The organism is Rhizobium sp. K33 (assembly GCF_056501445.1).
In genome coordinates this window covers 3865705-3888120 of sequence record NZ_CP096478.1, presented here as the reverse complement: position 1 = coordinate 3888120, position 22416 = coordinate 3865705, and the positions used below count along the sequence as shown (strand labels likewise).

At 62.6% G+C, this 22416-nt stretch carries 22 protein-coding genes, 1 tRNA gene and 2 riboswitches; of the genes, 6 read left to right on the top strand and 17 right to left on the bottom strand.

The window, feature by feature from the left end; genetic code table 11:
- Positions 1–50: 50 nt before the first annotated feature.
- From M1E12_RS18740 to tesB, 3 genes are all read right to left on the bottom strand, one after another.
- Positions 51–1412 carry an ammonium transporter gene (locus M1E12_RS18740; RefSeq protein WP_113459062.1) on the bottom strand — a complete coding sequence of 454 codons (1362 nt, stop codon included), beginning with the start codon at positions 1410–1412 and terminating at the stop codon, positions 51–53.
- A 27-nt stretch (positions 1413–1439) separates the two neighbouring features.
- Complete coding sequence (locus M1E12_RS18735) at positions 1440–1790, bottom strand: P-II family nitrogen regulator (protein WP_162760140.1); 351 nt, start codon at positions 1788–1790, stop codon at positions 1440–1442.
- A gap of 215 nt (positions 1791–2005) precedes the next feature.
- The gene (gene tesB, locus M1E12_RS18730; RefSeq protein WP_479562882.1) at positions 2006–2890 is read right to left on the bottom strand and encodes an acyl-CoA thioesterase II; all 885 of its coding nucleotides are present in this window, start codon (positions 2888–2890) and stop codon (positions 2006–2008) included.
- A 53-nt stretch (positions 2891–2943) separates the two neighbouring features.
- On the opposite strand from tesB, the gene M1E12_RS18725 reads away from it, so the two are divergent.
- Positions 2944–4188 (top strand): ubiquinone biosynthesis hydroxylase, encoded by a 1245-nt coding sequence (locus M1E12_RS18725; protein ID WP_479564918.1) that lies wholly within the window; start codon positions 2944–2946, stop codon positions 4186–4188.
- A gap of 42 nt (positions 4189–4230) precedes the next feature.
- On the opposite strand, the gene M1E12_RS18720 is transcribed toward M1E12_RS18725, so the two are convergent.
- From M1E12_RS18720 to M1E12_RS18705, 4 genes are all read right to left on the bottom strand, one after another.
- Positions 4231–4428 carry a Trm112 family protein gene (locus M1E12_RS18720; RefSeq protein ID WP_136539238.1) on the bottom strand — a complete coding sequence of 66 codons (198 nt, stop codon included), beginning with the start codon at positions 4426–4428 and terminating at the stop codon, positions 4231–4233.
- A 4-nt stretch (positions 4429–4432) separates the two neighbouring features.
- Entirely contained in the window at positions 4433–5110 is a 678-nt protein-coding gene (locus M1E12_RS18715; protein WP_479562881.1) for an LON peptidase substrate-binding domain-containing protein, read from the bottom strand.
- Between the two features lie 87 nt (positions 5111–5197).
- On the bottom strand, positions 5198–6178 hold the full coding sequence (gene trxA / locus M1E12_RS18710; protein WP_479562880.1) for a thioredoxin: 981 nt from the start codon (positions 6176–6178) through the stop codon (positions 5198–5200).
- 65 nt (positions 6179–6243) lie between these two features.
- Positions 6244–6747: a prolyl-tRNA synthetase associated domain-containing protein gene (locus tag M1E12_RS18705; RefSeq protein WP_136539244.1), complete on the bottom strand. Its 504-nt coding sequence runs from the start codon at positions 6745–6747 to the stop codon at positions 6244–6246.
- Between the two features lie 275 nt (positions 6748–7022).
- Between M1E12_RS18705 and M1E12_RS18700 the strand changes: the two genes are divergently transcribed.
- A tRNA-Gly gene (locus tag M1E12_RS18700) sits at positions 7023–7097 on the top strand.
- Between the two features lie 112 nt (positions 7098–7209).
- On the opposite strand, the gene M1E12_RS18695 is transcribed toward M1E12_RS18700, so the two are convergent.
- The 5 genes from M1E12_RS18695 to M1E12_RS18675 form a co-directional block, all read right to left on the bottom strand.
- Positions 7210–8220 carry an aldose epimerase family protein gene (locus M1E12_RS18695; protein ID WP_479562879.1) on the bottom strand — a complete coding sequence of 337 codons (1011 nt, stop codon included), beginning with the start codon at positions 8218–8220 and terminating at the stop codon, positions 7210–7212.
- Positions 8221–8262: 42 nt separating this feature from the next.
- On the bottom strand, positions 8263–9447 hold the full coding sequence (locus M1E12_RS18690) for a vWA domain-containing protein (protein WP_479562878.1): 1185 nt from the start codon (positions 9445–9447) through the stop codon (positions 8263–8265).
- Between the two features lie 93 nt (positions 9448–9540).
- Positions 9541–10470 (bottom strand): homoserine O-acetyltransferase MetA, encoded by a 930-nt coding sequence (gene metA, locus M1E12_RS18685; protein ID WP_479562877.1) that lies wholly within the window; start codon positions 10468–10470, stop codon positions 9541–9543.
- 94 nt (positions 10471–10564) lie between these two features.
- Positions 10565–10642, bottom strand: a riboswitch (SAM riboswitch).
- Positions 10643–11145: 503 nt separating this feature from the next.
- Entirely contained in the window at positions 11146–11352 is a 207-nt protein-coding gene (locus M1E12_RS18680; protein WP_136539253.1) for a DUF1737 domain-containing protein, read from the bottom strand.
- A complete protein-coding gene (locus tag M1E12_RS18675; RefSeq protein ID WP_479562876.1) occupies positions 11349–12269 on the bottom strand; it encodes an HpcH/HpaI aldolase/citrate lyase family protein in 921 nt (306 codons plus the stop codon). The genes M1E12_RS18680 and M1E12_RS18675 overlap by 4 nt, the downstream gene beginning before the upstream one ends.
- Before the next feature lie 110 nt (positions 12270–12379).
- Between M1E12_RS18675 and M1E12_RS18670 the strand changes: the two genes are divergently transcribed.
- Both M1E12_RS18670 and leuD read left to right on the top strand, forming a co-directional pair.
- Positions 12380–12610, top strand: coding sequence for a hypothetical protein (locus tag M1E12_RS18670; RefSeq protein ID WP_113377967.1), 231 nt, complete (start codon positions 12380–12382; stop codon positions 12608–12610).
- Positions 12611–12785: 175 nt separating this feature from the next.
- Positions 12786–13391 carry a 3-isopropylmalate dehydratase small subunit gene (gene leuD / locus M1E12_RS18665; protein WP_136539259.1) on the top strand — a complete coding sequence of 202 codons (606 nt, stop codon included), beginning with the start codon at positions 12786–12788 and terminating at the stop codon, positions 13389–13391.
- Between the two features lie 58 nt (positions 13392–13449).
- On the opposite strand, the gene M1E12_RS18660 is transcribed toward leuD, so the two are convergent.
- Positions 13450–14382, bottom strand: a complete 933-nt coding sequence (locus M1E12_RS18660; RefSeq protein ID WP_479562875.1) for a pyridoxal-phosphate dependent enzyme — start codon at positions 14380–14382, stop codon at positions 13450–13452.
- 180 nt (positions 14383–14562) lie between these two features.
- Here M1E12_RS18660 and leuB point away from each other — a divergent pair, with 180 nt between their 5' ends.
- Positions 14563–15675: a 3-isopropylmalate dehydrogenase gene (gene leuB, locus M1E12_RS18655; RefSeq protein WP_113459048.1), complete on the top strand. Its 1113-nt coding sequence runs from the start codon at positions 14563–14565 to the stop codon at positions 15673–15675.
- Positions 15676–15986: 311 nt separating this feature from the next.
- On the top strand, positions 15987–16856 hold the full coding sequence (locus M1E12_RS18650; RefSeq protein ID WP_136539265.1) for an RNA polymerase factor sigma-32: 870 nt from the start codon (positions 15987–15989) through the stop codon (positions 16854–16856).
- Between the two features lie 75 nt (positions 16857–16931).
- On the opposite strand, the gene M1E12_RS18645 is transcribed toward M1E12_RS18650, so the two are convergent.
- The 4 genes from M1E12_RS18645 to thiB form a co-directional block, all read right to left on the bottom strand.
- Positions 16932–18431 (bottom strand): M48 family metalloprotease, encoded by a 1500-nt coding sequence (locus M1E12_RS18645; protein ID WP_136539267.1) that lies wholly within the window; start codon positions 18429–18431, stop codon positions 16932–16934.
- A gap of 249 nt (positions 18432–18680) precedes the next feature.
- Entirely contained in the window at positions 18681–19424 is a 744-nt protein-coding gene (locus M1E12_RS18640) for a thiamine ABC transporter ATP-binding protein (RefSeq protein WP_479562874.1), read from the bottom strand.
- Positions 19417–21069: a thiamine/thiamine pyrophosphate ABC transporter permease gene (thiP, locus tag M1E12_RS18635; protein WP_479562873.1), complete on the bottom strand. Its 1653-nt coding sequence runs from the start codon at positions 21067–21069 to the stop codon at positions 19417–19419. Before thiP ends, M1E12_RS18640 begins: the two co-directional genes overlap by 8 nt.
- 6 nt (positions 21070–21075) lie before the next feature.
- On the bottom strand, positions 21076–22101 hold the full coding sequence (gene thiB, locus M1E12_RS18630; protein ID WP_479562872.1) for a thiamine ABC transporter substrate binding subunit: 1026 nt from the start codon (positions 22099–22101) through the stop codon (positions 21076–21078).
- Positions 22102–22146: 45 nt separating this feature from the next.
- A riboswitch (TPP riboswitch) is annotated at positions 22147–22261 on the bottom strand.
- Positions 22262–22416: the final 155 nt, after the last annotated feature.

The window sequence follows — 22416 nt, the reverse complement described above, 5'->3', positions numbered from 1 at the left end:
CGATGAGACCCGGGCGCTGCCGCATTTCTGATGAGAGACCCTGGATGGTCTCAGCTGTGGTAGGCAGCTTCGCCGTGCGAGGCGAGGTCGAGACCTTCGCGTTCGGCTTCGACCGGTACGCGCAGACCGACGATGAGATCGACCAGCTTGTAGAGGATGATCGAGCCGATGCCGCACCACAGGAGCGTGACGACGACAGCGTAGATCTGCGTCATGACCTGGCCGCCCATGGTCACGCCTTCGGCATAGCCGATGCCGCCCAGCGAAGCGGAGGCGAAGACGCCGGTGGCGATGGCGCCGAAGAGGCCGCCCACACCGTGTACGCCGAAGACGTCTGCGGTGTCGTCATAGCCGAACTTGTTCTTCACGACGGCGACGAAGAAGTAGCAGAGCGGCGAGACGAGCAGACCCATGACGATCGCGCCCATCGGACCGGCAATGCCGGCGGCCGGGGTGATGGCAACAAGGCCGGAGATCATGCCCGAAGCAGCGCCGAGCATCGAAGCCTTGCCGCGGGTGAAGGTTTCAACCAGGCACCAGGAGACGACAGCCGCTGCGGTCGCGATGAAGGTGTTGACGGTGGCGAGCATGGCGCCGCCCGAAGCCTCAAGGTTCGAGCCCGCGTTGAAGCCGAACCAGCCGACCCAGAGCATGGCTGCACCGACGAGCGTCAGCGTCATCGAATGCGGAGCCATCATGTCCTTGCCGTAGCCGGTACGCTTGCCGAGCATGATCGCGCCGATCAGACCGGCAACGCCGGCATTGATGTGAACGACCGTGCCGCCGGCGAAGTCGAGTGCGCCCCAGCCGAAGATCAGGCCGTTGGCGTCCCAGACCATGTGGGCAACCGGGAAGTAGACGAAGGTGACCCAGAGGATGCAGAACAGCACCGCTGCCGAGAACTTGATGCGCTCGGCAAAGGCGCCGACGATCAGGGCAGGGGTGATGGCCGCGAAAGTCATCTGGAAGAGCATGAAGATGTATTCCGGAATGACGGCGTCAGAGAAGGTGGCCGCCGTGCTTTCCGGCGTCACGCCGGAGAGGAAGAGCTTGGCGAAACCGCCGAAGTAAGCGCTTTCCGAGCCGCCGAAGGCGAAGGAGTAGCCATAGATCACCCAGATCAGCATGATGGCCGAACCGATGACCGTGCACTGCATCAGGACGGACAGCATGTTCTTGGCGCGGACGAGACCGCCATAGAAGAGTGCGAGGCCCGGGATGAGCATGAAGAGCACGAGGATGGTGCAAAGGAACATGAAGGCGGTGTCGCCCTTGTTCGGAACCGGCGCTGCTGCGACGGCTTCGGCTGCAGCCGGTGCAGCTTCCTGCGCGAAGGCGACAACCGGCGCCAGCATGGCTGCAGACGCGGCGCCAAGGCGCATGAGGTTGGAATTCAACTTGGCAAGTGACATCAGTAACAACTCCCCTTACAGCCGTTCTTACAGCGCTTCGGTATTGGTTTCGCCGGTGCGGATGCGCACGGCCTGATCGATCGAGTAGACAAAGATCTTCCCGTCGCCGATCTGGCCGGTCTTGGCGGCGGAAGCGATGGCTTCAACGGCCTTGTCGGCAAGTTCGGACGAGACAGCGATCTCGATCTTCAGTTTCGGCAGAAAGCTGACGGCGTATTCGGTGCCGCGGTAGATTTCGGTGTGCCCCTTCTGGCGGCCATAGCCCTTGACCTCGGTAACGGTCAGGCCCTGGATGCCCACAGCCGTCAAGGCCTCGCGTACCTCGTCCAGCTTGAACGGCTTGATGATAGCCATCACAATCTTCATCTGGTTTCCCATCCTTTGCTTGTCCTCGGCTCGGAGCCGACTCTCCTTGCCGCCGGCTGGAACATTCGCGCAGCGACTGACGAGTGACATTCAAAAGGCGTGCCAGATTCAGATTTCGATATAAGTTATTGAAATCTAAAGGCTCTGTAGAGGGAAGCTAATAAACGGGCAATTGAATGCGCAATGTGCGCATAAAAAATAGGCATAAAATGATATTTGATGCCGTTTTAGTCATTTGCCCGTTTGCGGATCAGCCCCTCCTGAGCGACCGAGGCGACCAGCCTGCCATCGCGGGTGAAGATGCTGCCACGGGTCATTCCGCGGGCGCCGGCAGCGCTGGGGCTGTCCTGGGTGTAGAGCAGCCAGTCGTCCAGCCGGCAGGGGCGGTGGAACCACATGGCGTGGTCGAGGCTCGCCACCTGCAGTTCGGGATCGAAGATCGAGGTACCATGCGCATAGAGCGAGGTGTCGAGCAGCGTCATGTCCGAGAGATAGGCGAGGATGGCGGCCTGATAGTGCCGATCATCCGGAACCAGACCTGAGGCCTTCACCCAGATATGGGCCTGCGGTTCCAGCTTCTCGCGCGAGAGATAATGGGTGAGCGATGTCGGGCGGATCTCGATCGGTCGCTCGCGCCCCCAGTATTTCTTCACCGTATCCGGTGCCTGGGCCAGGAAGGCCGCGCGAAACTCCGCCTCTCCCATGAGCGTTTCCGGGGCCGGGACATTCGGAATGGAGATCTGATGATCGAAGCCCGGTTCTTCCACCTGGAAGGAGGCCGACATGGAAAAGATTGCCTTGCCGTGCTGAACGGCAACCACGCGTCGCGTGGTGAAGGACGAGCCATCCCGGATGCGCTCGACCTGATAGACGATCGGAATGGAAGGATCGCCGGGCCGCATGAAATAGGCGTGCAGCGAATGCACGATGCGGTCAGGCTCGACGCAGCGCTGCGCCGCCATCAATGCCTGCGCAATGACAAGGCCGCCAAAGACCCGCTGCCAGCCGTTTTGCGGGCTGCTGCCGCGAAACAGGTTTTCCTCCAGCTTTTCCAGATCGAGACGCTCGATCAGATCCTGCATGGGTTTGGTCTGGCCAGATGGCTGCGACATAATGCATTGCTCCGCTTATAGGCACCCGTTCAAGGCTGATCTATATAGGTGTCATCAGGTCTACAAGAACAAAGGAATGTGCCATGCTGGATGTGCTCGTCGTCGGCGGTGGCTATGTGGGGCTCTCCGCAGCCGTTGCGATCAAGCAGGCCGCGCCGCATCTGGCGATCGAGGTCATCGAAGCGGCGCCCGAAGAGGCCTGGAAGAAGGATCCGCGCGCGTCTGCGATCATCGCGGCTGCAACGAAGATGCTCGATGTTTTCGGCCTCTGGGATCGGATCGAGCCGGACGCGCAACCGATCACGCGCATGATCGTCACCGATTCGAAGACATCGGATCCCGTGCGCCCCGTCTTCCTGACCTTCGACGGCGCCGTCGAAGATGGCCGGCCGTTTGCGCATATGATCCCGAATGTCAGCATGGTCGCGGCTCTGCGCGATGCCTGTGCCGAGCGCGGCATCACCATCCAACATGGGCTGCGCGCCACCGGCTTTCGCGATACCGGCCCCAGTGCCGAACTCACCCTGTCGGATGGTCGGGTCATGGCCTCGCGTCTCGTCGTCGCCTGCGACGGCGTGCGCTCCAAGCTTCGTGATCTCGCCGGCATCAAGACCGTCACCTGGCAGTATGGCCAATCCGGCATCGTCACCACGGTGGAGCACGAGCGGCCGCATGAGGGTGTTGCGGAAGAACATTTCTTGCCCGCAGGTCCGTTCGCCATCCTGCCGCTCAAGGGCAACCGCTCCTCGCTCGTCTGGACGGAGCGCACCGAAGATGCCGATCGCCTCGTCGCATCCGACGACCTGCTCTTCGAGGCGGAGCTCGAACGGCGCTTCGGACACAAGCTCGGCACGATCCGGGCGACGCCCGACCGTCGTGCCTTCCCGCTCGGGCTGACGCTCGCGCGTGCCTTCATCGCGCCGCGACTGGCGCTCGCCGGTGATGCAGCCCATGGCATACACCCGATTTCGGGCCAGGGTCTCAATCTCGGTTTCAAGGACGTGGCCGCACTCGCGGAGACCGTGGTCGAGGCGGATCGCCTGGGCCTCGATATCGGTTCGGTCAATGTGCTCGAGCGCTACCAGATCTGGCGCCGTTTCGACACCTTCCGCATGGGGGTCACGACGGATGTGCTGAACCGGCTGTTCTCGAACGATGTCACGCCGATCCGGGTTTTGCGCGATTTCGGGCTCGGCGTGGTCGATCGCATCCCGGGGCTGAAAAACTACTTCATCCGCGAGGCCGCCGGGTCGTCCGGGCAGAACCGTCCCCGCTTGCTCGGCGGACAGAGTATCTGATGGTCGGATGAAACCAGGACGCTATCGCGTCCTGGGCCGGCTTCAGACCGGCATCTCCAGCTTGCGCGCCTCGGAGACCAGCATGATCGGTATGCCGTCCCGGATCGGATAGGCAAGACGCGCCTTCTCCGAAATCAGTTCGCCTTTCTCGCGATCCCATTTGAGAATGCCCTGCGTCAGCGGGCAGACGAGGAGCTCGAGCATTTTCGGATCGACGAGGCTGGTCGGATTGTCGGGCATAGGCTCACTGCAGCATGGTGTCGCCATCGCCGAAGGTGCGGGCGAGCACGATTTCGGTGATGGCAATCAGCGTCTCGGCGCGGGTCTTCAAGTCGGGGGCTTCGAGCAGCGCCTGCTTTTCCGGCGGACCGAAGGGCGACATCATCGATAGCGAATTCACGAGGGTGAGGTTGGATGCCCGCTCGACGCTTTCCCAGTCCGCTTCCAGCTTGTTCGCCTCCAGATAGGCCCGGAAGGCCGCCAGTAGTCCCGCGCGGTCGATCTGGCCGTCGTCTTCGCCGCTTGTCAGATCGGCCACGAAGGGCGCTATGTGGAAGGTCCGGAAGGGTTTGGAGGTCGAGACCTCGTCCATCAGGCGGAAGCGACAGACGCCGGCGAGCGACACGATGTAACGGCCATCACCGGTTTCGGTGAAGGAGGTGATTCGTCCCAGGCAGCCGACCGGAGCGAGCTGCGGGCGCTCTGGCAGGATATTGGCCTGCACCTCGGTCATGGCGGGCTGAATCATCCCGATCAGCCGGTTACCGGACATCGCCGCATCGAGCATGGCCAGATAACGCGGCTCAAAAATGTTCAGGGGGAGCTGGCCGCCGGGCAGCAGCAGCACGCCGGAGATGGGGAAGACCGGGACCGTTTCGGGAAGGTCCGCAGCCGTCAGATATCGGGCATTTCCCACTTGCATTGAAGCACATCCTGTCCGGACTTATGCCGGTGTTCATTCTTGCTTCTATCTGGGTCGCCGAACCCAAAACTCAAGGCCCGCGGCGGCTCACGAAAAGAGGATCGACGACAGCTTGCGGCGCGCCATGATCGTTGCCGGGTCCTTGGGTCCCCAGACTTCGAAGAACTGCAAGAGCTGCTTGCGCGCGCCGTCATCCTCGAAGGTGCGGTCCCGCTTCATGATCAAAAGCAGGTGCTCTGCCGCCTCTTCACGACGGCCTTCGACGTTGCGGATCTTGGCGAGCTTCATGCGCGCTTCGTGATCGTCGGGGTTCAGCGACAGCGTGTGTTCAAGCGCTACCGGATCGCCCAGCTTGCGGGCTTCGTCGATCTGGTCGAGGCGCTTGAGAAGCGCCTGCACTTCCGGTGCCTTGGCGAGCTCCCCGGGCATCTGCGTCAGCAGTTCGCGCGCCCGCTGGTGCTGGTTCGCGCCGATCATGCATTCCGCGAGGCCAGCGATCGCCTGCGTATTGTCGGGGTCGGCCTGCAGAACGGCGGCGTAGAGCTGTGCTGCGCCGTCGATGTCACCGGCAGCGAGCAGGGTCGATGCTTCTTCAATGACTGCCGCGATCTCGGCTGCCTGATCTGCACCGGCCGGACCCGCCACCTTGTCGATGAAGGCTTTCACCTGGCTTTCGGGCAGCGCGCCCATGAAGCCATCGGCCGGACGGCCGTTGACGAAGGCAACGACGGCCGGGATCGACTGGATGCCGAGCTGGCCCGCGACCGAAGGATGGTCGTCGATGTTCATCTTGACCAGCTTCACGCGGCCACCGGCTTCCTTGACCGCCTTTTCGATGACGGGCGTGAGCTGCTTGCACGGGCCGCACCAGGGCGCCCAGAAGTCGACGAGCACCGGCTGGTTGCGCGATTCGTCCATGACATCGCGAGCGAAATTCGCGGTGGTCGTGTCCTTGATCAGATCACCGGCCGGGGCCGGGGCCGAGCCTGCCGGAGCGGCACCAAACTGCGCATTGGCCGTCATGGTCTGATTGCCATAGCCGCCGTAAGGGTTGCCGTAATCGCTCATCGTGCATCTCCCGCCTGTGTCGCAGCCTTCGGAGAGGCTGCCATTCTTGCCGTTAAGATCGTATGTCAGGCCGTGACTTTCAAGACAAGCGGCGTGTGCCCCGTCGCCTCCATGAAGCGGATCAGGTCATCCCGCCCGATCGAGGTCGTCGCGTCGTTCGACAGCGGATGGCAGTTGATGATGTCATGCTCCATCAGATCCTTGTCGAGCACGAAGGTCACGTTCTTGCCGGTGTCGTTGATCGCGCCGAGCGCTGTCACGGAGCCCGGGACGACGCCCAGATATTCCATCAGCTTTTCCGGCTTGCCGAAGGAGACCTTGCTCGCCGCACCGATGATCGTATGCACGGTCTTCAGATCGACGGAGGCATTTTCCTCCACCGTCAGCAGGAAGAAGTTGTCCTTCTTGTCCTTCACGAAGAGGTTCTTGGTGTGCCCGCCGGGAATTTCGTCGCGCAGCGACACCGATTCGGCAACGGTGAAGACCGGCGGATGGGTCTTCGTCTTATGGGCGATCCCGAGTTCGTCGAGAAAGCGGAAGAGATCGTCGGGCGTTTTCGGCGTCGTCATGGGGGCCTCGTTTGAAATGTCCGGGTCTGATGGCGGTCATCTAGCTGCTTTTTCTTGGAGGCATAGGCCCAAGACCGACATCCCGCAATCTTTCTGCCGCCCAAAAAGCCCGGAAAAGCTGAGCTTTCTCAGGCTGTTGTCACGGCGCTGCATTTTTTTCGCGATGATCCGTCATTTCCCTGTTGCATTTGAAAATCGGTTAGGCCATATAGCGCCCGTCGCCGCAAGACGGACGGCCCACGATCCAGACACTACCCCAGGATCGCGGTTGATGAGCGGGTGTAGCTCAGGGGTAGAGCACAACCTTGCCAAGGTTGGGGTCGAGCGTTCGAATCGCTTCACCCGCTCCATTCTTCCTCCAGACAGTTTATAGTTTTGCAGGATCGATGGCGCGCCTTTGCGCGTCCCTCGTCGCAAAGCGCTGCCGGCCACAGGTCACCCCGCAGCCGGCTCTCTCATCTCTCACGCCTTCGAAAATACGTAGTCCGTTTCCTGGCGCAGCACCTCGCCGGGACGCAGAACCGCGTTCGGGAAGTTCGGATGGTTGATGGCGTCCGGCCAGACCTGGGTTTCCATGCAGAAGCCGGCAAAGGCGCCGTAGTGGCGGCCCTCTAGGCCCGGAACGGCGGGAGCGACCTTGCCGCCGGCATAGAACTGCACGCCGGGCTCCGTCGTCAGGATCTCCATCGTGACGCCCGAATTGACGCTGCGGGCCAGTGCCACGCTACGCTTGGCGACGCGGCTGCTGGAAAAGCAGAAATTGTGGTCGTAGCCGAGCTGTTCGCCGTCGACCTCGAGACGGATCGGCCGCATCTCGCGGAAATCGAAGGCGGTGTTTTCGACCGGGCGGATTTCGCCCGTCGGGATCAGGCGGTCATCGACCGGCGTGTAGTGGTCGGCTGCGATCATCAGGTCATGGCCGAGGATGTCCGCGCGGCCATCCAGGTTGAAATAGGCGTGGTGGCAGACATTGGCGATGGTCGGCTTGTCGGTCACCGTCTCGTAAAGCGCCGAGAAGGTGCCGCCGTCCTTCAGCGCGAAGGTGGCGCGGGTGCGCGTCGTGCCCGGATAGCCGGCGCGGCCGTCGGGATCGGTCACCTCCATCACGACGTAGTCGGTGCCATGCTCCAGGATCGTCCAGTTCTGCCGGCCCATGCCGTCGGAACCGCCATGCAGGTGGCTGACACCCTTTTCATTCAGTTCGAGCTGGTAGTCGACACCATCCAGCGTGAAGCGACCGTCACCGATGCGGTTGGCGCAGCGTCCCGGCGTCGCACCGAAATAGGGCGAATGGTCGAGATAGCCCGAGAGATCCTCGAAGCCGAGCACCAGCGGCGCGTCGTGGCCGTCGAGCCTGAGGTCCTGCAGCACCGCGCCGAAGGTGATGATCGAGGCCGTGAGACCGCCACCCTTCAGCACGACCTTCTCGACCGCTTCCCCCGTGGGCATCACGCCGAATATCGTCTTCGTCATCCTGTCGTTTCCTCACCTTGCAACTTGGTCATCAGTCTTTTCTTATCGCGCCAGTTCACGCGCCGCGGCCTCCAGGCCGCCCAGCGTCAACGGATACATCCGCTCGCCGATCAGCCGGCGAATCAGGCCGACGGACATCGTATAGTCCCAGTTCGCCTGCGGAAGCGGGTTGATCCAGAGATGCCGCCGGAAATGGTCGGTCAATCGCGTCAACCAGGCCGCGCCGCTCTCGGTGTTCCAGTGCTCGACCGATCCGCCGGGATGGGTGATCTCATAGGGGCTCATCGCCGCATCGCCGACGAAGATCAGCCGGTAGTCAGAGCCGAAGGTCCTGATGACATCAGCTGTCGGAATGGTATCGGCATGGCGCCGCTGGTTGTCCTTCCAGACGCGCTCATAGGGGCAGTTGTGGAAGTAGAAATACTCCATGTGCCGGAATTCGGAGCGGGCCGCCGAAAACAGCTCCTCGACCTCGCGCACATGGTCGTCCATCGAGCCGCCGATGTCGAAGAACATCAGAAGCTTCACGGCATTGCGGCGCTCAGCCTGCGTTTTCACATCGAGATAGCCATGCTCGGCGGTGGAGCGGATCGTCCCGGCGAGATCGAGCTCCTCTGCCGCCCCTTCGCGCACGAAGCGGCGCAGGCGTCTGAGCGCCACCTTGATGTTGCGCGTGCCGAGCTCGACGCGGTCGTCGAGATTGCGAAACTCTCTGCTGTCCCAGACCTTCACTGCGCGTCGATGGCGGCTTTCCTCCTGGCCGATGCGCACGCCTTCCGGATTGTAGCCATAGGCGCCGAAGGGCGAGGTGCCGGCCGTGCCGATCCATTTGCTGCCGCCCTGATGGCGCTCCTTCTGTTCGGCCAGGCGTTGTTTCAGCGTTTCCATCAGCTCGTCGAAACCGCCAAGGCTCTCGATCAGCTTCTTGTCCTCGTCCGACAAATGCTTTTCCGCGAGCTTCCGCAGCCAGTCATCGGGGATTGCGCGCTGCTCGACGCCGTCAGCTGCGCCTTCGCTCAGGATGCCGCCAAAGATCTCGGAAAACACCCGGTCGAAGCGATCGATGAAGCGTTCGTCCTTCACCAGGGTGGTGCGGGCGAGGTAGTAGAAGCCCTCCGGGTCGAAATCGACGAGCCCCGCCTCCAGGCCTTCGAGCAGCGCCAGATATTCCCGCAGAGTGACGGGAACCTTCTGTTCTTTCAGGCGCAGGAAAAAGGGCAGGAACATCGGAGGAAAAAGGCTCGGTTCATAGGCGGCGGCATCCTGTCACAGAGGACGCCGCCTGTCCCGTCAAAATCCGCTGCCGGTTCTCATTGCCCGTCAGCCTGCCAGATCCTTGCCGATCTCGTTCAGATCATAGGGCGTCATCTGGTAGATCTCGTTGATCCAGTTGCCGAACAAGAGATGCGCATGGCCGCGCCAGCGGTTGAGCGGCGTCAGCGTGTCGTCATTGTGCGGGAAATAGTTGTGCGGCAGCTTGATCGGGATCCCCGCCGTCTTGTCGCGGAAATATTCGTCGCCCAGCGAGGTGGAATCGTATTCGACATGGTTGAACATGTAGAGCCGGTTTGCCCGCTTCTCCTGCACCAGGCACACACCCATCTCCTCGGATTCGAGCAGGATCTTCAGCTCCGGTACCTTCTCGATGTCTTCGCGGCGGACTTCCGTCCAGCGCGAAACGGGCACCTGGAAATCGTCGGAGAAGCCGTTCAGATAGACGGAAGAGGGCGCCAGATTGCGGTGGCGATAAACACCGAAGGCCTTTTCCTTGAGCGGGTGCTTCGGCACCTTGTGGAAGTGATAGATCGCCGCCATGCCGCCCCAGCAGACATTCATGGTCGAATGCACATTGGTCTCGGTCCAATCCAGGATTTCCTGCAGTTCCGGCCAGTAGGTCACTTCCTCGAAGGGCAGGGTCTCGACCGGCGCGCCGGTGATGATGAAGCCGTCGAACTTGCGCTCCTTCACCTCGTCCCAGGTTTGGTAGAAGGAGAGGAGATGCTCTTCCGGCGTGTTCTTGGCCTTGTGGCCACCGACGCGCACCAACGTCAGCTCCACCTGCAGCGGCGAGGCACCGATCAGCCGGGCAAACTGCACCTCGGTCTTGATCTTGTTGGGCATGAGATTGAGCAGGCCGATCTGCAGCGGGCGAATGTCCTGGCGAATGGCCACGGTTTCGGTCATGACCCGCACGCCCTCATGCACGAGGGTCTCAAAGGCGGGCAGCGTATCGGGGATCCTGATCGGCATCTTACTCTCGACTTTCCTTGTCACGGCGGTTTTAAGACCGCGGAAACAAAAACACCGGCAGCTTTTCATATCGCCACCGGTCCTCGGAAAGTCTTGCTAACTCGCCTCGGCCCTTTAGCGACTTATTTTACGTGGCTGCAAGCCGGCCGGCCAAATCACCACGGAACACGTGGCCTTTTACGCCTGTCGGACACGCGAATCAATGGGGAAGGCGTTTGCTGCCTCAGCCCCTCATCCGCCTGCCGGCACCTTCTCCCCGCAGGCGGGGAGAAGGCCGAGTGGGCAGCCGCGCGTGCCTTCCTCTCCCCGCCTGCGGGGAGAGGGTAGGGTGAGGGGCAAAGGCCACAAACGGCGCCGGCTGCCGCCCACCTCCCCCCTTGCGGGGGAGGACGGAAAATCGAAGGCTTAGGCCAGCGTAAGCGGCCTAAACTTCAGATTTTCCTGGTGAGGGGATCCGTGCTGCGGGCACGGGATGACCGACCCCATCACTTGCGATTTCAGATGTTTAGGCGGCTTACGCTCGCCTAACTCATCGAAATCGCTTTCTCCCCCACCGAGGGGGAGATGGGAACCCGCCACCATCACCGATCCCCTCACCAACAAAATCTGCGGTTTAGCCCTGATCGGGCTAAACCTTCGATTTTGTAACCTCTCCCACAAAGGGGAGAGGAGCATTCACTGCTCGCCGAGCTTCATTGACGGATCATAGTCCTTGCCGTGCACGGTCTTGACCACGGCCTGGCCGCAATACATGCGGTTCTCGGCGGCATTGAACGTGTGGCTCGGCGAGCCGTGCAGTTCCCAGCCCTTGTTCAACGCGTCGGTGACGCGGTGGCAGAAGCTGGAATCGTCCGGGCCGGTGAGGAAACGATAGACTTTCATGGCTTGTCCTTTCTGGCGGTGATCGTGGCGACCTTGTCGAGAAGGCGGGCGGCCTCCTCGGCATGCAGTCTCTCGATCATGCGCCCATCGATGTTGATCACGTTGAAGCCCGCATGGGCGGGGTCGGCGAAGGCGGCGGCAACCAGACGGGCCTCCGTGATGGCGGCCTCCGACGGACCGAAATGGTGGTTGGCCGGCTCCACCTGGGCCGGATGGATCAGCATCTTGCCGTCGAAACCCATGGCGCGGCCCTGGGCGCATTCTTCCGAGAAGGCGTCCATGTCGCGGAAGTCATTCGACACGCTGTCGATGACATCGAGCCCATAGGCGCGGGCGGCGAGCACGACCTGCATGAGATAGGGCACCAGATAGATCCGGCCCGGTGCCGCCGGGATGCCCGTTGCCTTGCGCAGATCGTTCAGCCCGACGACGAAGGCATCGAGCCGGCTGTCGCTGGTGCGCCCCGACGAAGCAATCGCTGCGGCATTCAGCACGCCGCGTGGCGTTTCGATCATCGCCCAGAGCCTGAGACCTTCCGTCGCATCGTTCTCGCCCAGCATGTCGGCCACGTTCTGGACGGCTACCGGCTCCTCGACCTTCGGGATCAGCACGGCGTCAGGTGCGGCTTCGATGACGAGTTCCATGTCCTCGCGATAAAATGGCGTGTCGGCAGCGTTGATCCGGATGATCCGCTCGCGGTGACCGAGATCGCGATCTCTGAGGAAATTCAGAAGGTTGGTGCGCGCATCCCCCTTGCGGTTCTCGGCGACGGAATCCTCGAGATCGAAGATCACCGCATCGCAGTCCAGGCTCATGAGCTTTTCGAGCGCCCGGTCGTTGATGGCCGGGACGGTCAGCACGGAACGGCGGATACGGGAGGGATGGTGCCCGCGGAAGGAGGAGACGTCAGATGTCATGGGCGAGTTCTGGCAAGCTTTGCCCTGCCACGCAAGATGACAATTGGGTGAAAGGCCCTTGCATTGCCCCGGAATAAGGACCACCTTGGTCATCGAGAAAGGACATGATCATGCAGAACCTTCGATCCGCCGTTTACGCCCTTGCCGGCCTCGCCTTTGTCGGTCTCGCTGCCGCTTTCGCGGTTTCGCTGACGCTGGTGGTCGGTGCGCTCCTGACCGTGACGCTCGGTGCCCGCATGCTGATGGGCAAGACCAAGCGCGCGCCCGTCTACGTCAAGGCGAAGCGTCGCGAAGACGTGCGAGTCTGGAATGACGGCAAGGGTACGATCATCGACCTCTGATCGGTCGGACCAAAAGACCCTCTCACTCACCCGCATGGCGGGTGAGTTCCTGTGGCTGCGTATTGCGCCAACAGACGTGCCGCTCCGGGCCTGGCAAGATTCTCCTTCAAATTAGTCCGATTTTGCTCTAAGGGCGGGGCATCACACGCGCATTAGCCAGATCGAAGGCAGACTGATGGACAAGTTCGTAAAGCTCACCGGTGTCGCGGCACCGCTTCCGGTCGTCAATGTCGACACGGACATGATCATCCCCAAGGACTATCTGAAGACCATCAAGCGCACCGGTCTCGGTACCGGCCTTTTCGCCGAGGCGCGCTACAAGGAAGATGGTTCGGAAAACCCCGATTTCGTTCTGAACAAGCCGGCCTATCGCAACGCGCAGATCCTCGTTGCCGGCGACAATTTCGGCTGCGGCTCCTCGCGCGAGCATGCGCCGTGGGCGCTGCTCGATTTCGGCATTCGCTGCGTGATCTCCACGTCGTTCGCCGACATCTTCTACAACAACTGCTTCAAGAACGGCATCCTGCCGATCGTCGTCAGCCAGGACAATCTGGACAAGCTGATGGACGATGCCAGCCGCGGTTCGAATGCCGTGCTGACGGTCGACCTGGAAGCCCAGGAAATCACCGGTCCCGATGGTGGCAAGATCTCCTTCGAAATCGACGCCTTCAAGCGCCACTGCCTCCTGAACGGTCTCGACGATATCGGCCTGACGCTCGAGAAGGCCTCGAGCATCTCGACCTTCGAGCAGTCCAACGCGGCCCAGCGCCCCTGGGCCTGAGCCCTGCTCAAGCGCTGACATGTTGAAGCCGGGCGTGAGCCCGGCTTTTTCTTTGGCCTCAGAGGAAGCGGGCGCGCCAGGCCTCGAGTGCGGCGAGCGACACGCCGATGCCGCCGCAGACCTCGATCAGCGGGGCCTTGTAGCGCGAGAGCCGATCGGCATGCACATCGGCCACGGCAAGTGCTGCACCACAGGCCGGCTCGACGAGCACCCGATGCGCGTCGGCAAATTTTAGGCAGGCGGCAACCGCTTCGGCATCGGTCACCGTGACGCTTTCGATCGGATGCGTCTCCAGAAGATCGAAGACATGTTGCGCGACCTGCCGCGCGCCCAGCGAAACAGCGATCGAAGTGATGGCCGGCAGCGTAACGCGTTCTTTGGCGGCGACGGCTGCATTCAACGACGCGGCACCGTCCGTCTCGACGGCTATCACGGGAATGTCGCGCAGCCCATTGCGCCGCAAACCTTCGACGATCCCGGCAAGCAGCCCACCGCCGCCGACGCTGGTGACGACGCAGTCGAATTCGGCACCGGCCTTCACCACTTCGTCGATCAGGGTCGCGTGACCTTCCCAGAGCAGCGGATGATCATAGGGGTGGACATAGGCCGCCTTACGTTCGGCTGCCAAGGCAACGGCATGGGAATTGGCTTCGTCGAAGACCGATCCATGCACGAGGACCTTGGCACCGGTTGCGGCGATGCGGGTGCGGACTTCGGGCGACGTCGTTTCCGGCACCACGATGGTGACGGGCACACCGAGCGCTCTGCCCGCAACGGCAGCTGCAATGCCGGCATTGCCGCCGGAGGCGCAGAAAATCTCGCGCGCGCCCTTGGCCACCTCGTGCTGGCAAAGCAGACCGACGCCGCGCAGCTTGAAGCTGCCGGAGGGCTGCAGGGCGTCGAGCTTCAGCCAGAGCGGCAGGCCGCTTGCGCTATAGTCGGCAGCCGTCCGCAGAAGCGGTGTTTCGATGTGCAGGGGAGAAAGGGGCATGGAGGGGGACTCGAAGAGGCTGGAGGGAGTGCATCTTTTGGACCTCGGAACCGCATGGGTCAACCGGCAAAACCCTGACGCAAGGGGCCGCGAACCGTACCGTTTCCGGCCTATCTCGCTTGAAAAGGCCCTGTCTCGCGCGTAAGAAGCCGCGACTTCTTTTACGAGTGGAGGGTTTCCATGACGGCTCGCAATCTTCTCCTGCTGCCCGGTGACGGCATCGGCCCCGAGGCCATGGCCGAAGTTCGCAAGATCATCGCCTATATGAACGAGGCGCAGGGTGCCGGCTTCGTCACTGATGAAGGTCTCGTTGGCGGTTCCGCTTACGATGCCCATGGCGCGGCCATTTCGGAAGAAGACATGGCCAAGGCGCTCGCCGCCGATGCCGTACTTTTCGGTGCCGTTGGTGGTCCGAAGTGGGACGATGTGCCCTATGACGTGCGTCCAGAAGCCGGCCTTCTGCGCCTGCGCAAGGATCTCGAACTCTTCGCCAATCTGCGTCCGGCGATCTGCTATCCGGCGCTTGCCAATGCTTCGTCGCTGAAGCCGGAACTGGTCGAGGGTCTCGACATCCTCATCGTGCGCGAGCTGACCGGTGGCGTCTACTTCGGCGAGCCGAAGACGATCACCGATCTCGGCAATGGCCAGAAGCGCGCGATCGATACCCAGGTCTATGACACCTACGAAATCGAGCGCATCGCCGCCGTCGCCTTCGAACTGGCCCGCACCCGCAACAACGCCGTCTGCTCGATGGAAAAGCGCAACGTCATGAAGTCGGGCGTGTTGTGGAACCAGGTCGTGACCGCGACGCACAAGGAGAAGTTCTCCGACGTCAAGCTCGACCACATGCTCGCCGATGCCGGCGGCATGCAGCTGGTCCGCGCGCCCAAGCAGTTCGACGTTATCGTCACCGACAACCTGTTCGGCGACATGCTCTCCGACGTCGCCGCCATGCTGACGGGCTCGCTCGGAATGCTGCCGTCGGCCTCGCTCGGTGCTCCGGATGCCAAGACCGGCAAGCGCAAGGCGCTTTACGAGCCGGTGCATGGTTCCGCACCCGACATCGCCGGCAAGGGCATTGCCAACCCGATCGCCATGATCGCGTCCTTTGCCATGTGCCTGCGCTATTCGTTCAACATGGTCACGGAAGCCGACCGCCTCGAGAAGGCCATCGCCAATGTGCTCGACCAGGGTATCCGCACCGGCGACATCATGGCCGAGGGTTGCCGGCAGGTCGGCACCGTGGAAATGGGTGACGCGATCCTTGCCGAGTTCAAGGCGCTCTCCGCCTGATTTAATAACTTACTGTCATCGACGAGGCGGCGCGGGGCAACCCGCGCCGCTTTTGCGTTTCCGGGTGCCTGCGACCCCTGCATCTGTCACTTCCCCGTGATCGCCCCTGTTCGACAGAAGGTCGCACCCCAAGCGGCAATCCGATGTCGCATGGGCCGCGTATTAGAGGTCAGACAAGCAGATGAGAGCGACGCAACCACCGCTGTGTCGGCAAGCTTTGGAACCTGACCGGCGCTCAGCCGTTCAGGAAACAATGCCGGCAAGAAGGCCTGCCATAGGCCAGCGGTCCCGAGAGACCATGGAGATGTTCGATGAAAGCCACATCCGCTGACAGACACATCATCAAGTATGCCATGTCACAGCCTTATCTAGAGCGCGAGGAAGAATTAGATCTCGCCATCCGGTGGAAGGAGCATGACGACCAGGGCGCGCGCAACCGCATCGCCCAGGCTCATATGCGCCTCGTCATTGCCATGGCCTCGAAGTTCCGGGGTTTCGGCCTGCCGCTGAACGACCTCATCCAGGAAGGTTATATCGGCCTCCTCGAAGCGGCTGCCCGTTTCGATCCCGGCCGTGAAGTGCGCTTCTCGACCTATGCCGGCTGGTGGATCCGCGCCTCGATGCAGGATTACATCCTGCGCAACTGGTCGATCGTCCGCGGCGGCACGAGTTCCAGCCAGAAGGCGCTGTTCTTCAACCTGCGCCGCCTGCGCGCCAAGCTCGCCCAAGGTGACAATCGTCTTTCGGATCAGGCCATCCATCAGGAGATCGCCTCGGCCCTTGGCGTCAGCCTCGCGGACGTCCAGTCCATGGATGCACGCCTCTCGGGCAACGACGCTTCGCTGCAGACGCCCGTCGCCGGCCGAAACGGCGAAGGTACCGAGCAGCTGGAGATGCTGGAAAGCAACGAGGCGCTGCCGGACGAGCAGGTGTCCTCGATCATCGACGGCGAGCGCTGGAATGGCTGGCTGCGGGACGCGATGGACCGGCTGAACGAGCGCGAGAGCCGCATCATCAAGGCCCGTCGGCTGACCGAAGATGGTGCTACCCTGGAAGAACTCGGTGTCGAGCTCGGCATCTCCAAGGAACGCGTCCGTCAGATCGAGACGCGTGCGCTGGAGAAGCTGAAGGTGGCATTGACGGACCGGGCGCCGAATTCGGCGCGGCTTGAAATGGCCTGATACCAGATCGCCAACTGCTTCAAAAAGCCGGCCTCAGAGCCGGCTTTTTCATGCCGCTCAATGTGCTGCGGCCCGTTACTCGGAGATGATCTTGACGCGCATGCCGGGGCTGACCGTCGAGGTTGGGCCGAGCGCGTTGATCAGCCGGAAGAGCTCGAGCTTGCGGTCGGTGCCCATCATGCGCGCCGAGAGCGTGCCGACCGTATCGCCCGATCCGACGGTGACCACGCGAACGCGCAGCGGCTTCAGGGAAGCCGCTTCCTGCGACGTGATGCGGCGGAACGAGGCGCGCAGCTGGGCGGCGGTCGTCTCCAGCGCGGGGCTGCCCTTCGGCACGGCCGTCAGGAAGCGGAAGATCTGCGGTCCGATGCGGATGACGGTGATGTCGAAATCCCAGCGATCGGCCGAGGCGCGCGCGGTCGCCGCTTCCAAACCGTTGACGGTGATAGTGCGGATCGTGTCCGGCAACAGCCCGGTCACCCAGCCACTCGAAATGTAATTCGGCAGGCTGATCTTCTGGTTATCGGCCACGCCGTCGAAGCGGATCGCCACGTCGCCTGGACCGGTTGCCAGCACGGCCTCGACCTTGTTGTCGATCTGGAAGCCCGGGGGCACGTCGAAGCGGATGCCGAGCTGTCCATGCAGGAAGGTCTGGCCGCGGACGAATCCCTCCTGCGGGCTGTCGCCATAGAGAAGACCGTCGATGCCGTTCAGATAGTAGTCGCGGCCTGTCTCGCCATGGCTGCCTTCGGGGCCGAAGGCGCGGGCATGACGCTTGGCCAGTTCGACGCGCTGCGGCGCATTCGGGTGGCTCGAAAGGAAGTCGAGGCTCTGGTCGGCATCGGGATCGACCGAGGTGAACTGGCTGTAGCGAGCCATGGAATCCAGGAAGCGGGCGGCCGCATAGGGGTCGTAGCCCGCCTCACCCAGCGTGCGCACACCGATGACATCGGCCTGCAGTTCCTGCTGGCGCGAGAAGGCGGCGAGGCGCAGCTTGCCGCGCGCCAGCGCCTGCTTGCCGGCGAGGTCGCTGGAGAGCACTTCAGCCACGACGCGGCTTGCGATGACTTCCGCCTCTTCGCGTCGCTGCCGTTCGATGCCGTGGTTTGCCGTGACGTGCGCCATTTCATGGCTGAGAACGGCCGCCACTTCTGAGGCGTCGTTTGCAAGCGCGAGCAGCCCGCGGGTGACATAGAGATAGCCGCCCGGCAGCGCGAAGGCGTTGATCGCCGGCGAATTCAGGATGGTGATGCGATAGGACTGGTTCGGGTTTTCCGAAACGGCCGTCAGGGCGCCGGCGATGCGGGCCACCAGTCGCTCCGTCTTCGCGTCGGAGTATTCGCCCCCGTAGGAGGCGACGATGCGCGGGTGTTCGCGTGCGCCCATCTGAGCACGGGGGTCACCCTTCTGCACCTCATCGACGATCTGCGGATTGCGCGAGGGCGCGACGGAGGGCTCATAGGCCTGCTCGAAGAGCGACTGACAGGACGAGAGCGCCAGGCCGGCAGAGACCAGCACAGCGACGCTCGACGCAAGCCTGACGGGCCGGCGCCGCCGATCCCTTACGGCAGCCATCGTGCTGTTCCGGCTCAAAAACTGCATCCTGCCCCTTCAACCTGCCCCGGAGCATGGCCGCCATGGCCGACACCCAGGTGCAGCATCCTTTTGTCCTCTACCGGGATCCGATCATGCCGATCCGGTCGTCCTTCACATAGTGCGAAAATGCCGCATGCTCCAGAAGATAGTCATGCCAGCAGAAATGACCAATGGTCTCGCCGTCGGAACAACTATTCCGTAGGCGCATGGCAGGCCCGGGCGACCAAATTAAGGCGATTGGCGCTGAATGGGTTCTTCGCCGAGGAAGTCGCGTATCGCAGGCAGGTCGCCTCGCGCGAGGAAATCTTCTTTTGGCGCATTCACGAGGACCTTCCCCTTTTCGATGAAAAATACATTGTGTGCGAGCCGCACCACATCCCGCGGATCATGGGTGACGAGAAGGATCGTGGCGCGGGTTTCGGCATGGAGATCTGCCAGAAGGTCAACCATGGCGGCCCGCAGGCCCGGATCCAGGGCGGCGAAAGGCTCATCCAGCAGAAGTACCGGCCGGCGACGCACCAGGGCGCGGGCAAAGGCGGCGCGCTGGCGTTCCCCGCCTGACAGCGAGCCCGGCAGCCGCGTTTCGTAGCCCTCTAGGCCGACGCGGGTCAGCGCATGCGAAATCGCGTCGCGATCGCTGGGCGTCAAGCGCATCGCCGGATGGATCCCGAGACCGATATTGGTGAAGAGATCGAGATGGGCGAAGAGATTGTTGTCCTGAAAGACCAGGGAGACGGGCCGCTCGGCCGGTGCCAGTGCCGTGATATCCCGTCCGGCGATCTCGATGCTGCCGCTGTCGGGCTTCTCGAAGCCGGAGATCAGGTTGAGCAAGGTGGACTTGCCCGAGCCAGAAGGACCGACGACAGCAGTTATACGGCCGCTCTCCAGGCTGCCGTCGAAATGGAAGGCGCTTTTGCCCAGTTGCAAGCGGACGGCATTGAGGTGGATGGCACTCGACGCTTGCTCAGGCATGGTTTTCCTTTCCCTGGCTTGAGCGCCGTGCGCCCGGTGCTCCGAGAAGCGCCAGTATCAGGCATATCAGACCGAGCAGCAGCGCCAGCCCATCGGCATCCGTGCTGCGATAGCTTCCCATACGCGCATAGATGAGGGCAGGGAGCGTCATGATGTTTTCCGATCCGAAGAGCGCGACGGCGCCGAGATCGCCGAGCGACAAAGCCATGGCGAAGGCAAGGGCCATCGACAGGGGACGCTTCAGAACCGGCCAATCGACCCGACGCAGACGTTGAAAGACCGAGAGCCCGAGGCTTTCGGCAAGACGCGCGGTGCCGGCGCGGTGTTCGCGGTAGGCCGGTTCCAGGACCCGCACGGCAAAGGGCAAGGCCATCAGCGCGTTGATGCCGGCAACAACAAAGGGGGCAAAGCTTGCGATGTCGCCTTGCGCCCGCAGCGCGAGGAACCAGCCGGTGGCGAGTATGCTGGTCGGCACAAGCAGAACCAGAGAAGAGACGGCGGCGAGGGCAAAGGACAAGAGCCTGTTGCCGATATGCCTGTTTCGTGCGGTGGCGATCTCAGCACGCGCGGCGACCGACGCATAGGCCAGCAAGGTTGCCATCAGCCCGGAGCCGAGTGCGACGACGAGGCTGGTTGTGGCCGCCTCCTGGAAGGCATCCTGCCCAATGAGGCGAACAAGATCCGCTTGCAGTCCGGAAACCACCACCTGACCGAGCGGCAGGACCAGAAAGAGAGCGGCTGCGAGCAGGAGAAGCCCGTCGGCCATCCGGACAAGGGGTCGGCGCCCATCGAAGCGGGGAAACTGCCGGCCGCTGGTCACCCCAGCATCAGACGCTGCCGGAAGCAGGCTGAGCGCTGCGAGAATGATGCCGGTGACAATGATCTGGAGGAGCGCGAGCGATACTGCGCGCTCCGGATCGAAGTCGAAGCGCAGGGCCTGATAGATTGCCACCTCGATCGTAGTTGCGGCCGGGCCACCGCCGAAGATCAGCACGAGGGTGAAACTTGTCACGCAGAGCATGAAGATCAGCCCGGCAGCGCCGGGAATGACGCGCGCCAGCACGGGCCATTCGATGAAGCGGAAGGTGGAGAGCGGCGAAAAGCCGAGGCTTGCCGCGGTCCGCCAATACTCCGCCGGCACGCGTTCAAGGGCTGAAAGCAGCAGGCGCGTGGCAAGCGGCAGATTGAAGAAGACATGGGCCACGAGAATGCCGGTCAATCCGTAGATCGAGATGGGTTCGGCCAGACCGAGGCCGGTCAGGACGTCATTGACGATGCCGCTGCGGCCGAAGATCCCAATCAGACCCAGCGCGCCGATCAGCACCGGCAGGCCCATCGGCACGGCCATCAGACGGATCAGCCAGATGCGGCCGGGGAAATCCGGCTGTCGGGCAAGCGCGCTGGCGACGGGCAGGGCCAGTCCGACCGAGAGGAGCGTGGACAGGAAGGCCTGCCAGAGCGTGAACGACAGGACGGAGCGAACGACCGGATCCGCAAAGGCCTGCAGAATGCCGCCTGAGAGGCGTCCTGCAAGCAGCGCGGCCAGGGCCGTGCCGACAAAGCCCGCAACAGCCAGGAGAACGAAAAGGCCGCCCGCAAGTGCGGGCAGCCTCTGGCGTCTCGACTGATGAAGCGGGCGAAGCATCCGGTCTTACTTCAGCGTCATGGCTTTCAGCCATTCATCGATCCAAGCCTGGCGGTTGGCCGCGACCTCTGCCGGGTCCATCAGGAAGGTGGTCTTCGGCTGCACGAGCTTGCCGAAGGCTTCCGGAAGGGGTTCGGACGTGGCGGCCGCCGGCATCATCCAGTTGTTGGTCGGGATGGTGTCCTGGAAACCGGGCTCGAGCATGAAAGCGAGGAACTGCCGGGCGAGCTCCTTTTCCGGCGCATTCTTGAGAAGGCCTGCGACCTCGATCTGGATGTAATGCCCTTCGGAGAATTCGGCTGCCTGATAGCGGTCGGTCTCCTCCGCAATCATGTGATAGGCGGGCGAGGTGGTGTAGGAGAGGACCATGGGCGCCTCACCCTTGGTGAAGAGGCCATAGGCTTCCGACCAGCCGGGGGTGACGGTCAGGATGCGATCCTTGAGCATGGCCCAGGCTTCCGGTGCCTTGTCGCCATAGACGGACTTGACCCAGAGCAGAAGGCCGAGGCCCGGCGTCGAGGTGCGCGGATCTTGGATAACGATCTTCTGGGACGCATCACCCTCGACCAGATCCTTCAGGCTGGTCGGCGGCGTCTTAATCGTCTCGGTGTCGTAGATGACGGCAAAGTGGCCGTAGTCATAGGGCAGGAAGACATCGTCGCTGAACCCGCCCGGCACCTTCAGGGCAGCGGCATCAATGCCATACGTATCGAACAGGCCGGTCTGCTTGGCTTCTTCGACGAGATTGGTATCGAGGCCGAGCACGACATCGGCCTTGGAGGTCTCGCCTTCGAGCTTCAGGCGCGTCAGAAGCGCGACGCCATCGGCCACGCCGACGAATTCGACGGTGCATTCGCAGGTCTTCTCGAAGGCTTCCTTGACCTTCGGGCCGGGGCCCCATTCGGAGACGAAGCTCTCATAGGTGTAGACCGTCAGCGTTTTGTCGGCTGCGGCCGTCGGAAAGGCGGCGCCGAGGGACAGGACCGCTGCGGCCAGGCCGGAGCGCAGGGTTACGGATAGGTTTGATGGCATGACGCCCTCCTCCAAAAGACAATCGATATCGGGATAGGGCGCTTTGCGATCGACGCGTCTAATCCCTCCGCCGGTGTTAACCGGATCAGGTTCCGCGGGTTGGCTGACGCCTCTCAGCACGTCGATCGCTGGCGATCGAAGGGCACCCCGTTAGAGCAGCCTTGAGATAGCGCGCGGGACCGGCGAGCGCAAGGTGTGGAGAATGGCGGCAGCCTTCGCGGCTGTCAGGAAATCGTCAGCAGCAAGTGGTAACCGGAGCAGAACGACAGAACGATGCGGTGTTGATGGTGAGAACGGAATCGAGTGCTCGGATTG

Excerpts from the sequence above, each read along its gene's own strand:
- M1E12_RS18650 (WP_136539265.1), top strand. The coding sequence starts at position 15,987 with ATGAAAGCCACATCCGCTGACAGACACATCATCAAGTATGCCATGTCA.
- M1E12_RS18690 (WP_479562878.1), bottom strand. The coding sequence starts at position 9,447 with ATGTTCCTGCCCTTTTTCCTGCGCCTGAAAGAACAGAAGGTTCCCGTC.
- M1E12_RS18705 (WP_136539244.1), bottom strand. The coding sequence starts at position 6,747 with ATGACGACGCCGAAAACGCCCGACGATCTCTTCCGCTTTCTCGACGAA.
- M1E12_RS18740 (WP_113459062.1), bottom strand. The coding sequence starts at position 1,412 with ATGTCACTTGCCAAGTTGAATTCCAACCTCATGCGCCTTGGCGCCGCG.
- thiP (WP_479562873.1), bottom strand. The coding sequence starts at position 21,069 with ATGCTTCGCCCGCTTCATCAGTCGAGACGCCAGAGGCTGCCCGCACTT.
- trxA (WP_479562880.1), bottom strand. The coding sequence starts at position 6,178 with ATGAGCGATTACGGCAACCCTTACGGCGGCTATGGCAATCAGACCATG.
- leuD (WP_136539259.1), top strand. The coding sequence starts at position 12,786 with ATGGACAAGTTCGTAAAGCTCACCGGTGTCGCGGCACCGCTTCCGGTC.
- M1E12_RS18680 (WP_136539253.1), bottom strand. The coding sequence starts at position 11,352 with ATGAAAGTCTATCGTTTCCTCACCGGCCCGGACGATTCCAGCTTCTGC.
- tesB (WP_479562882.1), bottom strand. The coding sequence starts at position 2,890 with ATGTCGCAGCCATCTGGCCAGACCAAACCCATGCAGGATCTGATCGAG.
- M1E12_RS18695 (WP_479562879.1), bottom strand. The coding sequence starts at position 8,220 with ATGACGAAGACGATATTCGGCGTGATGCCCACGGGGGAAGCGGTCGAG.
- metA (WP_479562877.1), bottom strand. The coding sequence starts at position 10,470 with ATGCCGATCAGGATCCCCGATACGCTGCCCGCCTTTGAGACCCTCGTG.
- M1E12_RS18645 (WP_136539267.1), bottom strand. The coding sequence starts at position 18,431 with ATGGCTGCCGTAAGGGATCGGCGGCGCCGGCCCGTCAGGCTTGCGTCG.
- M1E12_RS18735 (WP_162760140.1), bottom strand. The coding sequence starts at position 1,790 with ATGGGAAACCAGATGAAGATTGTGATGGCTATCATCAAGCCGTTCAAG.
- M1E12_RS18675 (WP_479562876.1), bottom strand. The coding sequence starts at position 12,269 with ATGACATCTGACGTCTCCTCCTTCCGCGGGCACCATCCCTCCCGTATC.
- M1E12_RS18720 (WP_136539238.1), bottom strand. The coding sequence starts at position 4,428 with ATGCCCGACAATCCGACCAGCCTCGTCGATCCGAAAATGCTCGAGCTC.
- M1E12_RS18640 (WP_479562874.1), bottom strand. The coding sequence starts at position 19,424 with ATGCCTGAGCAAGCGTCGAGTGCCATCCACCTCAATGCCGTCCGCTTG.
- leuB (WP_113459048.1), top strand. The coding sequence starts at position 14,563 with ATGACGGCTCGCAATCTTCTCCTGCTGCCCGGTGACGGCATCGGCCCC.
- M1E12_RS18715 (WP_479562881.1), bottom strand. The coding sequence starts at position 5,110 with ATGCAAGTGGGAAATGCCCGATATCTGACGGCTGCGGACCTTCCCGAA.
- M1E12_RS18660 (WP_479562875.1), bottom strand. The coding sequence starts at position 14,382 with ATGCCCCTTTCTCCCCTGCACATCGAAACACCGCTTCTGCGGACGGCT.
- M1E12_RS18670 (WP_113377967.1), top strand. The coding sequence starts at position 12,380 with ATGCAGAACCTTCGATCCGCCGTTTACGCCCTTGCCGGCCTCGCCTTT.
- thiB (WP_479562872.1), bottom strand. The coding sequence starts at position 22,101 with ATGCCATCAAACCTATCCGTAACCCTGCGCTCCGGCCTGGCCGCAGCG.